Annotated in this window: 15 protein-coding genes; all 15 read left to right on the top strand. The window is 71.9% G+C overall.

Annotated features, from left to right (window positions below; all coding sequences use genetic code 11):
• Positions 1-282 precede the first annotated feature (282 nt).
• The 15 genes from JIG36_RS49965 to JIG36_RS49895 all read left to right on the top strand — a co-directional run bounded on the left by JIG36_RS49965 (position 283) and on the right by JIG36_RS49895 (position 15,682).
• Positions 283-1,434, top strand: a complete 1,152-nt coding sequence (locus JIG36_RS49965; protein WP_203383997.1) for a sedoheptulose 7-phosphate cyclase — start codon at positions 283-285, stop codon at positions 1,432-1,434.
• Positions 1,431-2,150 carry a cupin domain-containing protein gene (locus tag JIG36_RS49960; protein WP_203383996.1) on the top strand — a complete coding sequence of 240 codons (720 nt, stop codon included), beginning with the start codon at positions 1,431-1,433 and terminating at the stop codon, positions 2,148-2,150. The genes JIG36_RS49965 and JIG36_RS49960 overlap by 4 nt, the downstream gene beginning before the upstream one ends.
• The gene (locus tag JIG36_RS49955) at positions 2,147-2,518 is read left to right on the top strand and encodes a hypothetical protein (RefSeq protein ID WP_203383995.1); all 372 of its coding nucleotides are present in this window, start codon (positions 2,147-2,149) and stop codon (positions 2,516-2,518) included. The genes JIG36_RS49960 and JIG36_RS49955 overlap by 4 nt, the downstream gene beginning before the upstream one ends.
• A complete protein-coding gene (locus tag JIG36_RS49950) occupies positions 2,515-3,591 on the top strand; it encodes a zinc-dependent alcohol dehydrogenase (protein ID WP_203383994.1) in 1,077 nt (358 codons plus the stop codon). The genes JIG36_RS49955 and JIG36_RS49950 overlap by 4 nt, the downstream gene beginning before the upstream one ends.
• The gene (locus tag JIG36_RS49945) at positions 3,588-4,220 is read left to right on the top strand and encodes a cupin domain-containing protein (RefSeq protein ID WP_203383993.1); all 633 of its coding nucleotides are present in this window, start codon (positions 3,588-3,590) and stop codon (positions 4,218-4,220) included. Before JIG36_RS49950 ends, JIG36_RS49945 begins: the two co-directional genes overlap by 4 nt.
• Positions 4,217-4,999, top strand: a complete 783-nt coding sequence (locus tag JIG36_RS49940) for an SDR family oxidoreductase (protein ID WP_307873242.1) — start codon at positions 4,217-4,219, stop codon at positions 4,997-4,999. The genes JIG36_RS49945 and JIG36_RS49940 overlap by 4 nt, the downstream gene beginning before the upstream one ends.
• The gene (locus tag JIG36_RS49935) at positions 4,989-5,552 is read left to right on the top strand and encodes a VOC family protein (protein WP_236050091.1); all 564 of its coding nucleotides are present in this window, start codon (positions 4,989-4,991) and stop codon (positions 5,550-5,552) included. Before JIG36_RS49940 ends, JIG36_RS49935 begins: the two co-directional genes overlap by 11 nt.
• A complete protein-coding gene (locus tag JIG36_RS49930; RefSeq protein ID WP_203383992.1) occupies positions 5,549-6,598 on the top strand; it encodes a prenyltransferase in 1,050 nt (349 codons plus the stop codon). Before JIG36_RS49935 ends, JIG36_RS49930 begins: the two co-directional genes overlap by 4 nt.
• A 2-nt stretch (positions 6,599-6,600) precedes the next feature.
• Complete coding sequence (locus JIG36_RS49925) at positions 6,601-7,290, top strand: transmembrane-type terpene cyclase (RefSeq protein WP_438870818.1); 690 nt, start codon at positions 6,601-6,603, stop codon at positions 7,288-7,290.
• The gene (locus tag JIG36_RS49920) at positions 7,275-8,684 is read left to right on the top strand and encodes an FAD-dependent oxidoreductase (RefSeq protein WP_203383990.1); all 1,410 of its coding nucleotides are present in this window, start codon (positions 7,275-7,277) and stop codon (positions 8,682-8,684) included. Before JIG36_RS49925 ends, JIG36_RS49920 begins: the two co-directional genes overlap by 16 nt.
• On the top strand, positions 8,681-10,285 hold the full coding sequence (locus tag JIG36_RS49915) for an ABC transporter substrate-binding protein (RefSeq protein ID WP_203383989.1): 1,605 nt from the start codon (positions 8,681-8,683) through the stop codon (positions 10,283-10,285). The genes JIG36_RS49920 and JIG36_RS49915 overlap by 4 nt, the downstream gene beginning before the upstream one ends.
• Positions 10,286-11,263 carry an ABC transporter permease gene (locus JIG36_RS49910; protein ID WP_203383988.1) on the top strand — a complete coding sequence of 326 codons (978 nt, stop codon included), beginning with the start codon at positions 10,286-10,288 and terminating at the stop codon, positions 11,261-11,263.
• Positions 11,260-12,108, top strand: a complete 849-nt coding sequence (locus JIG36_RS49905) for an ABC transporter permease (RefSeq protein ID WP_203383987.1) — start codon at positions 11,260-11,262, stop codon at positions 12,106-12,108. The genes JIG36_RS49910 and JIG36_RS49905 overlap by 4 nt, the downstream gene beginning before the upstream one ends.
• Positions 12,105-14,705 (top strand): ATP-binding cassette domain-containing protein, encoded by a 2,601-nt coding sequence (locus tag JIG36_RS49900; RefSeq protein ID WP_203383986.1) that lies wholly within the window; start codon positions 12,105-12,107, stop codon positions 14,703-14,705. Before JIG36_RS49905 ends, JIG36_RS49900 begins: the two co-directional genes overlap by 4 nt.
• Before the next feature lie 95 nt (positions 14,706-14,800).
• Positions 14,801-15,682, top strand: coding sequence for a metallophosphoesterase family protein (locus JIG36_RS49895; protein WP_203383985.1), 882 nt, complete (start codon positions 14,801-14,803; stop codon positions 15,680-15,682).
• Positions 15,683-15,684: the final 2 nt, after the last annotated feature.

Genomic DNA, 15,684 nt, shown 5'->3' with positions numbered 1-15,684 from the left:
GGCCCATCTACCACGGGGGAGCAAGAAATGACCTGCGTAAATACGTAAGATTTTTGACACATCCAAAAACTTCGGCCACTTCTGGGGCGAGGCCGAACCAGGATCCACGCTGACGCGGAGACGACGCTCCGAGGTCAGCGTGCGACGAAACGTGCGCGACTTGCCCGGCAAAGTGGACTTTTCCCTCCGTTTGCCGCCTCGGCCAGTCGAGCCGGGCCGACGCTCTCTCGCCCGTCGCGCCCGCTCATCCGCTGGCCGCCCCGACAGCGAAGCTTGGAACAGATGACATCACCCGAGGTCTACCGTGTCCGCGCCCAAGCACTCTCCGACTATGAAGTCGCGTTCGTCGACGACATTCTCGATCCCGCAGGTTCAGATCTCTTACGGTGCGGAAACCGTACGGAATTCCGTTCCCGACGACGAATTGCCGTGCTCGACGAAAATGTGAACGCCTTACACGGTTCGCGAATCCGCGAGTATTTCGAGCGGCACGGTCTGGAATGCCAATACGTGGTGCTCCCCGCCGGTGAGCCGGCCAAGGTCATGGACACCGTGCTCGCCGTGGTCGCCGAGTTCGACCGCTTCGGACTCGACCGGCGCCGCGAACCGGTCATCACGTTCGGCGGCGGAGCCCTGCTCGATCTGGTCGGCGTCGCCACCTCGATGTACCGGCGGGGCGTCCCGCACGTCCGGGTCCCGACCACCCTGCTCGGGCAGGTCGACGCGGCCATCGGCGCCAAGACCGCCGTCAACCACGGCGCTTACAAGAACCGCCTGGGCACCTTCCAGCAGCCGGCCGGCGTCCTGATCGACCGCCGGTTCCTGGCCACACTCGACGAACGGCACCTGCGCAACGGCATGGCCGAGATCGTCAAACTCGCTGTGGTACGCGACGAGCAGCTCTTCGAACTGCTGGAGGAGTACGGCGAACTCCTGATCGAGGAGAAGTTCCAGGGCTCCTCCCCCACCGGCGATCGGGTGGCCCGGCTGGTGCTCCAGCGGGCCGTGCACGGCATGCTCGCCGAGCTCGAGCCGAACCTGTGGGAGCACGACCTGGACCGCCTGGTCGACTTCGGTCACTCGGTCGGGCCCGCGCTCGAGATGCGCGCCCGCGGAGACCTTCTGCACGGAGAGTCCGTCGCGGTCGACATCGCCCTCTTCACCACCTTGGCGGCCGGTCGCGGGTTGCTGGCCGACAAGGCCGAGCGGCGGATCCTGGACCTGCTGGAGCGGCTCGCCCTGCCCACCGGCCACGACCTGCTCGACGACGAGCTGCTCCGGCGGGCGATGGCCGACACGGTGCGCCACCGGGACGGACGTCAGCGCCTGCCGGTACCGGTCGGCATCGGCACCGCCGTCTTCCTGAACGATGTCTCCGAAGAGGAGCTGCGCCGGGCAGTGCGGCAGCGGCGGTGCGAGGCGGTGCCGACATGATCGTCGCCGACGCGGCCGCACCGGCCGAGGTCCACGACGTCCACGGCGCCGCGGGCGTGTCCTGGTGGAAGTGCTTCGCCCGCGGGTCCGAGCTGGCCGGCGCGTGGGAGGCGGTCGAGTGGGCCCGCCTGCCTCCGGGCGGCCTCAGCGGGGAACACCTGCACACCCGGACCGAAGAGGTCTACATCGTCCTGACCGGGCACGGCGAGATCATCCTGAACGGCCGGCACACCCGGGTCGGCCCGGGCGACGTGGTGCTGACCGGGCTCGGCACCCGGCACGGCCTGCTCAATACCGGCCCGGAGCCGCTGAGCTGGCTCGTCGTGGAACTGCTGGGCCCGGCGACGGCCGCCGTGTTCGGACGGGGGCCGGCGCGAGCGGAGAGGAACGAGGCGATGAGCGCAGCCAGAGTGTTCCATCTGGGGGAACCGGGCGAGATCGATCCCCGGTCCGTCCTGACCGGTCCGCTGCAGCGGATCGCCCGGCAGCGGCTCGCGCCCGGGCAGTCCGACACGGTGGGGGCCGAGGGTCGCGAGCTGACCTATTTCGTCATCGACGGCTCCGGCCGCGCAACCTCCGGTACGGCCTCGGCCGCGCTCGCCCCGGAGGTGTCGCTGACCCTGCCGCTGGGGACCGGCGCCACCCTCACCGCGGGACCGGACGGTCTCGAACTGTACGTGCTGGAACTACTGGTGACCGGAGGGGAGCCGGAATGATCGTCACCACGGGGGACGCCCCGGCCGGGCTGACCGCGGATCCGGGACACACCCGGCTCGTGCGCTGCCTGGCCCGGCGGGGCATGCTGCACAGCGAATGCCAGGCGATCGACCATCTGCGACTGAGCACGGGCGACCACCTCGAGCTCGCCGAGGCCGACGGGCACGAGACGGCCTGGGTGATCTGCCGGGGACGGGCCGGCCTGACCGGCGAGAGCGACGAACTGAGGGCCGGGCACGTGATCCTGGTGCCCGCCGGTGACCGGCCCGCCCTCAGTGTGCTCGACGGCCCGCTGGACCTGCTCCGGATCGCCGTGGTGGACCGGGAGACGGCCCGGATGCTGCCGGCGAGGCGGCCGGTCGCGTGACCAGCACCCAGCAGCTGAGCCTTCAGCCCGTCGCGGATGGCTGGCCGGACGGGTCGATGACGGCGACCGCACTGGTGGGCCCGCACCGGCTGGAACAGATCCGGTTGCCGATACCACGGCCGGTTCCCGGTGAGGTCCTGGTCCGTCCGCACTACGTCGGACTCTGCGGCACCGACCTGGAGCTCTTCGAGGGGACGTCCGGCTATCTGCGGACGGGCCGGGCCGGTTACCCGCACGTCTTCGGGCACGAGTGGTGGGGCGAGGTGGTGGCCACCGCCGGGGACGTGTCCCACCTCGCGCCGGGAGACCAGGTCGTCGGGCAGACGATGATCCCCTGCGGCGGATGTGGGACCTGCGCGCGTGGCCGCCGGCAACAGTGCCGGCGCATGCGCGAGGTCGGTCTCTACGGGCAACCCGGCGCCGCGGCCGGCTACATCCGTCTTCCCGGCCACGCCCTGCACCGGATCCCGCCCCGGATCGCCCAGCCGTGGACGACACTGGTCGAGCCTGCGGTCACCGTCGCCGAGGCCCTGGCCCGGGCGTCGGCCGGACCGGCGGACCGGGTGGCGGTGCTCGGCACCGGCACGATCGGGCTGCTCGCGGTGCAGCTGGCGCGGCGGGCGACCGCGACGGTGACCGCCGTCGGAGTGGAACCGGCCGGGCTGGCCGCGGCCGAACGGTACGGCGCCCTCTCCGTGTCCACCGGAGCCGCCGTTCCCGGGTTCTCCCTGGTGATCGAGGCGTCCGGCGCGCCCGCGGCGTTCCGGCAGGCCCTCGAGCTCACCGAGCCGGGCGGGCGGGTAGCAGTGGTCGGGGTGGCCTACGAGGCGGTGGCCGTCACCCCGGCCGACGTGGCGCTGCGCGGCCTGTCGGTGCTGGGCATCCAGCACGGCATCAACCACTATCCGGACGTCATCCAGCTCTTCGCCGACGGTGTCCTCGATGGTGCCGGACTGCTCGCGGCGGCCGTGCCGGTGGACCGGTGCGCCGAGGCCTTCGCCCGGCTGGCCGGCGACCGCGGTGCCCGGCCGAAGGTCGTTCTGGATCTCACCGCGCCGGGTGGACCGGAATGAAGCGACCGGAGCGGGTGAACGACCGCACCGGGCGGCTGACCGGTCGCCACGGCCGGGTGGACCTGATCGAGCTGTCCCCCGGTCAGGCCGTCCCGGAGGCCGTCGAGGGCATGGAGTCGGCCGTGGTCGTCCTGACCGGCCGGCTGTCCGGGCTGGAAGCGGGCGCCGCCCGGTTCGTCCGGCCCGGTGACCGCGCCGGTCTCGTGGCCGACCCGGACGGTGCGCGGGCGCTCGTGGTCCAGGCCCGGCCGGCACCGGAGAGCGGGCGGGCCTCGTCGGACCTGCTCGACGCCGGCGGCGGCTTCGCCGACATGCGGGTGCGGTGGCTGGTCGGTGCGGGTCCCTCGGGCAGCACCGCCCTGGTCGTGGCCACCTCGACGTTCGCGGCGGACGGACGGCACGAACTGCACCGGCACGCCTCGGCCGAGGAGTTCTTCCTGGTCGTCGAGGGCAGCGGCGAGCATCTGACCGAGTTCGGCCCGGTCCGGCTCGGTCCCGGCGACGCGGTTCTGGTGCCCGAAGGTGAGTGGCACGGCTACCGGACCGATCCGGGTGTCACCACTCGGACCATCTACGGCTATCTCGGGGCGGCGAGCCTCGACGACGCGGGATACGAGGTGCGCACGTGACGAATCCGATCGTGATCGTGACCGGTGCCAGCTCCGGTATCGGCAAGGCCACCGCGCTCTACCTGGCCGGGCAGGGCTTCGACGTCGGCGTGGGCTACCGGACGAACCGGGTCGCGGCCGACGAGGTCGTCGCATCCGTCCGGGCCGCCGGGCAGCGCGCCGTGCCGTTCGCCCTGGAGCACCGGGAACCGGCCGCGGCCGCGGCCGCGATCAGCCGTACGGCCGAGGAGCTCGGCGGCCTGGATGCCTTCGTCAACAACGCCGCGGTGAACCGCCGGTCGAACTTCCTCGACGAGACGCTCGACGGCTGGACCGAGCTGCTCACGGTGGATCTCACCGGTCCGTTCGCCTGTGCCCAGGCCGCCGCGCGGACGATGGTGGCGCAGGGGCGCGGGGGCCGCATCGTCAACGTCACGTCGGTGCACGACGCCGTGCCCATCCGCGGCGGCTCGGCCTACTGCGCCGCCAAGGGCGGGCTTCTGCAACTGACCCGGGTGATGGCGCTGGAACTGGCCGGGCACGGCATCAGCGTCAACGCGGTCGGCCCGGGCGAGACCGCGACGCCGATGAACGGTGTTCCCGACGACGTCGACGCGACCGAGATCAACCGGCCCGCGATCCCGGCCGGACGGCCCGGCCGGGCCCGGGAGGTGGCCGCTCTCGTGGCCCACCTGCTGCATCCCGACGCCGCCTACATCACCGGCGCCACCCTGACCATCGACGGCGGACTGACCCTGATGAGCGCCATTCCCAACCAGGAGTACGCGAATGTCCTCTGAGACACAGAATCCGATCGGCCTTCCCGGCGCCCGCGCGGTGCACCACGTCGCATACACGGTGCCCGACCTCGCTCAGGCGGTCCGGTTCTTCGTCGAGGTGATCGGGGCCGAACTGGTTTATCAGCTCGACCGGGTGGACGACCCGGACGGCAGCGGCTGGATGACCCGGAAGCTGGGTGTGCACCCCGACGCGGTCGCCCGCATCGCGATGCTCCGGCTGGGCCCGGTCAGCAATCTCGAGCTGTTCGAGTACGACTCCCCCGACCAGCGGCAGACACTGCCCCGCAACAGCGACTGGGGCGGTCACCACCTGGCCATCCACGTCGACGACGTGGATCTGGCCGTGGCCTTCCTGGAACAGCAGCCGGGAGTGACGATCCTCGGTAAGCCGGAGACCATCGAGGACGGCCCGATCGCCGGCGACCGGTGGGTCTACTTCACCACGCCGTGGGGCATGCACCTGGAACTGATCAACCTGCCGGCCGGCGCTCCCTTCGAGGCCGGGACCGACGCCCGGCTCTACCAACCGGACCGGCCCTGGACCAACCGATGAGCGCCACGCGTGACCTCGTCCTGCTGATCCGGCTCGGCCGGCCGAAGTTCCTGCTGGAGAGCGTGCTGACCGTGACCTGCGGCATCGCCGTGGTGGTCTACCTGGGGCATCCCTTCCTGATCGGTCCGTGGCTGGTGGCCCAGGCGTTCGTGTCCACCACCCACCTGATGACCCAGTACTGCAACGAGTACTTCGACCTCGAGGCGGACAGCGCGCACACCGGCCCGACCGCCTGGACCGGGGGCAGTCAGGTGCTCGCGCAGGGTCTGCTGCCGGCCCGGGTCAGCCTGTCCGCGGCCTTCGTGCTGCTGTTCGTCTCGATCGCCCAGGTCGCGTTCATGCCGACGCCGGCCACCCGGCTCCTCTGCGTGGCGATCGTGGCCCTGGCCTGGTTCTACACCGCGCCGCCGATCCGCCTGAACTACCGCGCGGCCGGCGAGGTGACCACCGCGGCCGTGCTGACCGTCCTGTGCCCCGCCCTCGCCTGTCTGCTGCAGATCGGCACGCTGCCGCCGCTGCTGCTCGCCGTCACCGCCTTCCTGTTCCTGGTGATGACCGCCCGGATGATGGTGATGAACTTCTGCGACCGGGAATCGGACCGGTCGGTCGGCAAACTGACCCTGCCGAACACCCTCGGCCCCGGACGCGCGGCCTGGCTCTTCACCGGACTGCAGGTCGCCGCTTACCTGGTTCTCGCCGTGGTCACCGTGACCGGAACTGTGCCGCTGCTCGCCGGCCTCGTGCTGCTCGCGACCGCGCCGATGGCCGTCCTGCTCTGTCGCAAGCTGTTGCGGGACCCGCCCTCGGCCGACGACCCGGTGCAGGCCAACCGCATCGCGCGCAGTGCGACGGTGCACGCCGCGGCCACCGGCTATCTGGTTCCGGCCGGGCTGCTGGCCGCGGCCGCGGCGCGGTACGGACTGACCGCGGCCGTCGTCGGTGGCCTTCTGCCCGTGCTGTTCTACACCGTCCTGTTCGTATGGCAACGCCTCAGCGAACACTTCGCCGAGCGAGCCCGGCCGATGCCCGAGGTGTCCCACACGTGAGCATGATGACCCTGGGGGCTGAGCTGCCGCCGGTGATGGATCCCCGCCAGAATGCCGACGCACTGGTACCGACCGTCGCCTTCGCGATCGTCGGCATCTGCACGTTCGCGGTCTACATCATGATGCTGCGCCTCGAGATCAAGGAGAAGGTGCCGGCCATCCCGGTCCTCGCGGTCTGCGCGAACGTCGCCTGGGAGATCACGTACGCGTTCATCTACCCGATCTACCCGCAGATGCGGATCACGCTCTACTTCTGGTTGCCGCTCAACCTGGTGATCCTCTACCTGGCCGTCCGGTCCGGCCGCCGCGACTTCCCCTCGCTGTCCGGCCGGGGATACGCCTGGACGATCGCCGGCTGGAGCCTGTTCGCCCTGACCTTCATGCCGCTGGCGACCCGGGAGTTCGACGACGAACTGGGCGTCTACACCACGGTGTTCGTCGTCGTCTTCATGGAGGCGATGTTCATCAAGATGCTGCTGACCCGCGGATCCACGGCGGGCCAGACCATGTACATCGCCATCCTCAAGATGGTCGTGGACGTCTCGGGCGGGATCGGGCTGATCATCTTCTACCCGGACCGCTGGTTGCTCCACCAGATGATCGTGGCCGAGGTGATCCTCGACCTGACCTACATAGTCCTCCTCCACCGGCGGTTCCGAGCGGAGGGTGTCTCGCCGTGGCGGAAGATCTGACCTCCCGGCGGGCGCTGGTCCTCGGCGCGGGCATGGCCGGCAGCACCACCGCGGCCGCCCTGACACCGTTCTTCGACCGCGTCACCCTGGTCGAACGCGACCACATCACCGGCTCGGCCACCGACCGGCGGCCCGGTCTGCCGCAGGCCGCCCACGCGCACCTGCTCCTCGGTTCCGGCGCCCGCTGGATCGATACGCTCCTGCCGGGCACCACGGCGGCTCTGGTGGCGGCCGGTGCCCACCGGCTCAGCATGCCGGCGCAGGTGCACACCCTCAGCCCGCACGGCTGGCTGCCCCCGATTCCGGAGGCCCAGTTCCTGCTCAGCGCCACCCGGTCGCTCATCGACTCGGTGGTCCGGGAGCGGCTGCGGACCGACGGGAAGATCGAACTACGGGCCGGTACGGAGGTGGTGGGGCTCATCGGCGACGCCACCCGGGTCAGAGGGGCCCGGCTGCGCGACCGCACCACCGGAGCCGTCCGCGAGGAACCGGCCACATTGGTCGTCGACGCGACCGGGGCCACCTCGGCCGTGACCGCGTGGCTGGCCGAGCTGGGCACCACACCGGTACCGACGACAGTCGTGGACGCCGGGGTCGGATACGCCACCCGCGCCCTGCGCCTTCCCGACGCCTGGCGGCAGTTCGGAGCGATCTACCTCCAGGCCGACCCGGCCGGCACCGGCCGCGGAGGCGTGCTGCTGCCGGTCGAGGACGATCGCTGGCTGCTCAGCCTGTCCGGCGTACGGGGGCAGAACCCGCCGACCGACGAACCCGGTTTCGACGCCTTCACCGCCGGGCTGCGGCACCCGGTTCTGGCCGAGGCGCTGGCCCAGGCCATCCCGCTCGGCCCGATCCGGGGATTCCGCAAGCTGGCCAACCGGTGGCGGCACTTCGAGCGGCGGGGCTTCGGCCCGGACGGCCTGGTGGTGCTCGGCGACGCGACCCGCTCGTTCAACCCGGCCTACGGGCACGGCATGTCGGTGGCCGCCCAGTCCGCAACCGTCGTCCGGACGGTTCTGACCCGCGACGCGTCGGCGCCGGATCTGGCCGCCCGCCTCCAGCGGGCCGTGGCCCGGTGCGCCGCCGACGCCTGGGCGTTCGCCTCCGGGCAGGACGCCCGCTATCTCACGGAAGCGCCGCCCGGGCCGGGGCTGCGGCTCCAACGGTGGTACATGGACCGGCTCGGCCGGGCGGCCGTGCACCGCACCGCCGTCACCCGGACTCTGCTCAAGTCCTACACCCTCGACGCGCCGGCCGGCCGGTTGCTGGCTCCCCGAGTTCTCGGGCAGGTGCTGACCGTCACCACCGGTCCGCCCCCGCCCTCGCCGTTCCCGCCGGAAGTGCTGCCGCAGCGCCTCCCTCCCGGCTCCGCCACCGAAAGGACCGCACCATGAGTTACGGCGTAAGCCGTCCCGTACGCGCCCTGGCCGTGCCCGCCGTAGTCGCACTGCTCGCGGCCGGATGCACGGCGGAGCCGACGAGCAGCGGTTCCACCACGCCGAAGCGGGGCGGCACGCTGACGATCGCCACCGACACCGACCCGGGCTGCCTGGACCCGCAGCAGTCGCCCGCGGCCGCGGCTCTGCTCACCGGCCGCGGCGTGGTCGACTCGCTGGTGGCGCAGGATCCCACCGGCGGTGCGCTGGTCCCGTGGCTGGCCGAGTCGTGGACGGTGGATCAGCGCGCTACCGCCTTCACCTTCAAGCTGCGGACCGGCGCGACCTTCAGCGACGGGTCACCGGTCGACGCGGCCGCGGTCAAGGCGAACTTCGACCGGATCGTCGACCCGGCCACCAAGTCGCTGCTGGCCGCCGGCCTGCTGGCCGGCTACACCGGCACCACCGTGTCCGACGAACGGACCGTGGTGGTGCGCTTCGGCCAGCCGAACGCGGGCTTCCTCCAGGCCGCGTCCACCGCGTTCCTCGGCCTCCAGGCCCCGGCGTCGTTCGCCGCCGGGCCGGCGAGCACGTGCCGCGCGGTCGTGGGCAGCGGCCCCTTCACCGTGGCCGACTACGTGCCCCAGCAACAGGTGGTCCTGGCCCGCCGGGCCGGTTACCGGTGGGCGCCGAAGTTCGCCGCCCATCAGGACGACGCGTACCTGGAGAAGGTGGTCGTCACGATCGCCTCGGACAACGGGGTGCGCAGTGGCAGCCTGCGCAGCGGGCAGGTCGACGCGGCCGGCGCGGTCTCCCCGCGCGACGCCGCCGCGCTCGACCAGGACGGTTTTCCGGTGCACAAACGTGAGCAGGCCGGCATCGCCTACAGCCTGTTCGTCAACAGCGCCAAGGAACCCTGGAACGACGTCGCTCTGCGCCGGGCGGTGAGCCGGGCGATCGACCCGGCGCTGATCGTCAAGACCCTCTACCAGGACCGGTACGCCCCGGCCGGCAGCGTCCTGACGCCGACCACACCGGATTACGTGGCGACCGCGCAGCCGGCCTCGGCGGCCGAGGCGGCCCGGCTGCTCGACGCGGCCGGCTGGGTGGCGGGCCCGGGCGGCATCCGTTCGAAGAACGGCCAACGGCTGTCCCTGCGCTGGAGTTACGTGGCACCGGCCCGCGAACAGCGCGACCTGCTGGCTCAGCTGGTGCAGCAGCAGCTCAAAGCGGTCGGCGTGGAGGTGGTCCTGGAACCGGCGCCGGTCGGTGACGTGATCGCCAAACAGAGCAAGGGCGACTGGGAGATGAGCGACATCAGCTTCCTGCGCGCCGACGCGGACGTGATGCGTACGGTCCTGCAGTCGTCGGCCGGAGGCCGGCCCCCGGTCGTCGCGGACCAGGCACTCGCCCGCGACCTGGCGGCCGGGGCGGCGACCACCGAACCGGAGGCTCGCCGGAACAGCTATCACGAGGCCCAGCAACGGATCGCCGACCAGGCCCTGGCCATTCCCGTCTACAACCCGACCTACCTGTTGGCGGTGAACAAGAGCGTGCGCGGGGCCGGATTCGACGCGCAGGGATTGCCGCAGTTCTACGACACCTGGGTGGATCGGTAGATGTGGCGGACCCGGCCGGGCGACCGGTCCGGGATCCGGTGGCGGATGTTGCGTCGCCGGTTGCTCTCGGCGGTGCCGGTGCTGCTCGGGGTGGTGACCGTGGCCTTCGGCATCGTGCACATGATCCCGGGCGACCCGGTGCAGATCATGCTGGGCACCGGCGGCGCCTTCGTCGATCCGGAGCGGGAGGCGGTGCTGCGCCACGAGCTGCGTCTGGACCGCCCCCTGCCGGATCAGTACCTGGCCTTCCTGGCGGCGCTGCTGCGGGGTGACCTCGGCAAGTCGCTGCAGACCGGCGAGCCGGTCACCGCGCTCGTCGCCGAGGCGGCCGGGCCCAGCCTGGCTCTGGCCGGCACCGCCCTCGTCCTCGGGCTGCTGCTGGGCGCCGGCGGCGCCGTGCTCGGCGAGCTGACCCGGTCCCGCCTCCTGCGGGCGATGCTGTCGCGGCTCCCCGTGCTGGCCATGGCGTTGCCGGCCTACTGGGTGGCGACGCTGCTGCTGCAGGTGTTCTCGTTCCGGCTCGGGCTGGTGCCGGCGCTGGGCAGCACCGGGCCGGGCGCCACCGTCCTGCCGGCCGTCACGCTGGCGCTGCCCCTGGCCGGCGTGGTCGCGCACGTGCTGGGCTCGGGCCTGCGCACCGCCGATCGGGAGTCGTACGTGCTCATGGCGCGGGCCAAGGGGGCCACCCGGGCCCGCGTGGTGCTGCGGCACATGCTGCGCAACACCGCCGTGCCGGTGGTCACCCTGAGCGGGACCACAGTGGGCAGTCTGCTCGGGGGCGGTGTCGTCGCCGAGACCATCTTCGGGCGGCCGGGCCTGGGCCGGCTGATCGTCAACGCGCTGCAGAACCACGACTATCCGGTGCTGCAGGGGGTGGCCGCGTTCCTCGGCATCACGATGGTCGTGATCAGCCTGATCGTCGACGTTGCCTACACCTATCTCGACCCCCGGGTCGTCTCCGCGGCGGTGTGGAAATGACGCTGCTCACGGCGCTGCAGCGCCGCTCCGACGATCCGCGCCGGCGGATGCCTCCGGCCGCGGTCACCATGGCCGTCCTGGTTCTGCTGACTATGCTGGCCTGTGTGCTGGTTCCCGGCCTGCTGGCCCCGCACCCGCCCGACGCCGTCGTTCCCGAGGCCGCCCTGCTTCCGCCCGGCCCCGGCCACCTGCTCGGCACCGACGAGCTCGGCCGTGACCTGCTCAGCCGGATCATCCACGGCAGCCGGCTGTCCCTTGTGGTCGGTGCCGCCGCCACCCTGCTCGCCCTGGCCGCGGGTTCGCTCGTGGGGCTGGTCTCCGGCCTGTTCGGCGGGATCGTCGACGCGGTGCTGATGCGGGTGGTCGACATCATGCTCGCCTTCCCGGCGTTGCTGCTCGCCCTGGGTGCGGTCGCGGTGCTCGGCAGCTCACCGACCCGGCTGGCGGTCGCGGTGGGTGTCTCCAACATCGCCACCTTCGCCCGCCTGGTCCGGGGTGACGTGCTCCGGGTGCGTGCGCGCCCGTACATCAAGGCGGCCACGGTCAGCGGGGTCCGCCCGGCCCGGCTGCTGCTGCGCCACGTGTTGCCGAACATCGGCGGCCCGGCCCTGTCGCTGGCGGTGCTCGGCTTCGGCGTGGCCATGCTGGAGTCGTCCTCGCTCAGCTTCCTGGGCTTCGGTCCCAGCCCGCCGGCCGCCGACTGGGGCATCCTCGCCGCGGCCGGCCGGGCCAACCTGGCCGAGGCCTGGTGGCTGAGCACCTTCCCGGGGGTGGCCGTAGCCGTCACCGTGCTGGCCACCACCGCCCTCGGCCGGGCCGCGCAGGATCGGCTGGCCGTGCAGTGACGGCCGAACCCGTGCTGCGGATCCGTGACCTGACCGTGTCACTGCCCGGCGCGCCGATCCTGCGGGGCGTGGATCTCGACGCCCCCGCGGGTGCCACCGTGGCCGTGCTGGGGCCGTCCGGGGCCGGCAAGAGCACGCTGGTGGCCGCGATCACCGGACTTCTCCCGCCGCAGGCCCGGACCGGCGGCGAGATCTGGTTCGACGGTCTCGCCCTGCACCGGCTGGACGAGAATGAACGGCGCCGGCTGCGCGGCCGGCGGATCGGCACCATCCCGCAGGATCCGGCGGTCGCGCTCAACCCGGTCCTGCCCATCGGCGTCCAGGTTGCCGAGGCGCTGCTGATCCACGGCCGGGCCGGCCGGGCGGAAGCTCGCCGCCGGGCGGTCGGCCTGCTCCGGGCCGCCGGTCTGGCCGATCCGGAGAACGTGGCCGCCCGCTATCCGCACGAACTCTCCGGCGGGATGCGGCAGCGGGCCGTGGTCGCCGCCGCGCTGGCCGCCGAGCCGCAGCTGGTCCTGGCCGACGAGCCGACCAGCGCCGTCGACATGATCGCGCAGGCCGGCATCCTGGACGATCTGGCCGGCATGACCACCGGCACCGGGCGCGCGCTGGTCCTGGTGACCCATGACGTGGGCCTGGCGATCGAGCGGGCCGAGTGGGGGGTGGTGCTGGCCGAGGGACGTACGGTCGAGGCCGGTCCGCTCCGGCGGCTGGCCACCGAGGGGCGCCACCCGGTCACCCGGGCCCTGATGGCGGCCGCGCCGCACCTGGGCAGCGCGCGATTGCGGCCACGGGTGCAACCGGCGGCGCGTGAGCGGACGGCCCCTCTTCTCCGGCTGGACCGGGTCAGCCGCAGCTTCCCTCCGGCCCAGCGGGGCGGCACTCCGGTGCGGGCGCTCGACGAGGTCAGCGCGGTGGTTCACAGCGGTGAGACCCTCGGGGTCGTCGGCGAGTCCGGCGCCGGAAAGTCCACGCTGGCCGCACTCGCGCTGCGTCTCACCACGCCCACGGCCGGCCGGGTGCTGTTCGACGGCGACGACCTCGCCGGTCTCCGCGGCGGCGGCCTGCGCGGCTTCCGTCGTCGTGTGCAGCTCGTCTTCCAGGACCCTTACGCGGCCCTGGATCCGCAGATGAAGGCCGGTGACGCGATCGCCGAACCGGTGCGGGCGCTGGGGTTGGCCGGCCGGTCGGAACGCCGCGCCCGCGTGCTCCGGGCCGCCGACCTCGTCCACCTGCCCACCACCTTGCTGCGCCGCCGCCCCCGGGAGCTCTCCGGCGGGGAGTGCCAGCGGGTTGTCCTGGCCCGGGCCCTGGTGGTCCGGCCCGATCTCCTGATCTGCGACGAGCCCGCCTCGGCGCTGGACGCCGCCGTGCAGGCCCAGATTCTGCAGCTCATCGTCGACGTGCAGGCCGAACTCGGGCTCGGCTGCCTGTTCATCTCGCACGACCTCGGTGCAATCAGCCGGGTGGCGGACCGGGTGCTGGTGCTGCGGCACGGCCGGGCCGTCGACGAAGGGCCGGCCGCCGAGGTCCTGCGGAAGCCATCCCACCCGTACACCGCCGCGCTGGTCGCGGCCACACCCGGGCGCCGAAACCCTCCTTCGGCCGCCCCTGTTCCAGGAGGTATCACCACCATGCCGGTCAGCCCCCGCGCCGCTTCACCGGTCGACTTCGACGAATTCGGGCCCTATCTGCCCAAGAACCGGGCCGGAAAGCCGCTGCAGCGCAGCGATCCGGCGTTCCGCGAACGGATCACCGCCGACGGCTCCAGCGGTTTCCCGGCCGAGCCCGGGCGCTATCACCTGTACGTGGCCGCGCCGTGCCCGTTCTCGCAGCGCTCCTCGATCGTGCTGCACCTGAAGGGCCTGCGCGACGCGGTCACCGTCTCGGTCGCGGACCCGCTGCGCGACGGCCGCGGGTGGGCGTTCCGCGAAGGCCCGGGACACGGGTTGGACGAGGTGAACGGCTTCGCCTTTCTGTCCGAGGCCTACCAGGCCACCGATCCCGAGTACGACAGCCACGTCTCGGTGCCCGCCCTCTGGGACCGCGAGACCGGCCGGATCGTCAGCAACGACTACCGGACGTTGAGCACCGACCTGGCCACCGCGTTCGACAAGTACGCCACCAACGAGATCGACCTCTACCCGGCACGGTTGCGGAGCGAGATCGACGAGTTCCACGACTTCCTCTTCACCCGGGTGCACGACGGTCCGTACCGGTGCGGCTTCGCCCGGGGTCAGGAGGAGTACGAACGGGAGGTCGGTCAGCTTTTCGCCGCGCTCGATCAGCTCGAGGAGCGGCTGGCCGGCCGCCGCTACCTGTTCGGCGACCAGCTCACCGAGCCCGACATCCGGTTCTACGTCACGCTGGCCCGCTTCGACACCGTCTACTTCACCCATTTCAAGGCGAACCTGCGCCGGATCGCCGACTATCCCCGCCTGGGCAGCTACTTCCGGGAGCTCTACGGCCTGCCCGCCTTCCGCGAGACGACCGACTTCGGGCAGATCAAGAACCACTACTTCCGTACGCACCCGTGGCTCAACCCGACCGGCATCGTCCCGGCCGGGCCCGTGATCGAGGAGCTGATGAAGGGCTGACGAGCAAGCCACATAGGAGTATTTGAAGCAGCTCTGTCCCTGAGGGACAGAGCTGCTTAGCGTGACCGACAGTTCCGGCACGCAAACCAGGAGTGATGGGTTCGGCCGGCTCGATCCGTCACAGAGAGGTATCCCCATTGCCTGAACCGGGATCACTGTTCGCCGTCAGTGACCTGCACGTCTCGTACGCGGACAACCAGAGAATGGTCGATCGGCTGGAGCCCGAGTCCGACGACGACTGGCTGCTGGTCGGCGGTGACGTCGCCGATCTGTTCTACGACGTGCAGCGGACGCTGCAGTTGCTGCGCCGGCGATTCGACACGGTCGTCTGGGCACCGGGGAACCACGAGCTCTGGTGCCATCCGCACGACCCGGTCCAGCTGCGCGGCGAGCCGCGGTACCGGGCACTGGTGCGGATGTGCCGCGACAACGGGGTGATCACCCCGGAGGATCCCTACCCGGTCTGGAACGGCGCCGGCGGTCCGGTTGTCATCGCCCCGCTGTTCCTGCTCTACGACTATTCGTTCCGCGCGCCCGGCACCAGTACCAAGGAGGAGTCGCTGCGCAAGGCGTACGACGCGGGCGTGGTCTGCACCGACGAGATGTTGCTGTATCCGGACCCGTACCCGGATCGGGAGTCGTGGTGCTGGGACCGGGTCACGCTGACCGAACGCCGGCTGGCCGCGATCGATCCGGCGCTGCCCACGGTCCTGCTCAGCCACTGGCCGCTGGTCCGGCAACCGACCGACGTCCTGTGGCACCCCGAGTTCGCGCAGTGGTGCGGCACCGAGCGCACCGCCGACTGGCACGTGCGCTTCCGGGCCGTGGCGGCGGTCTACGGGCACCTGCACATCCCCCGTGCCGCCCGCTACGACGGCGTGCACTTCGAGGAGGTCTCCCTGGGCTACCCGCGCGAGTGGCGCCGGCGCGCCCAGCCGCCCCGGCTGCTGCGGCGGGTCCTCGGCCCGGCGCGATGACC

This window comes from Paractinoplanes ovalisporus (assembly GCF_016834655.1).
In the GTDB taxonomy this organism is placed as follows: Bacteria; Actinomycetota; Actinomycetes; order Mycobacteriales; family Micromonosporaceae; genus Actinoplanes; species Actinoplanes ovalisporus.
The sequence above is the reverse complement of the archived record's forward strand: the minus strand, read 5'-3'. Positions and strand labels throughout refer to the sequence as shown.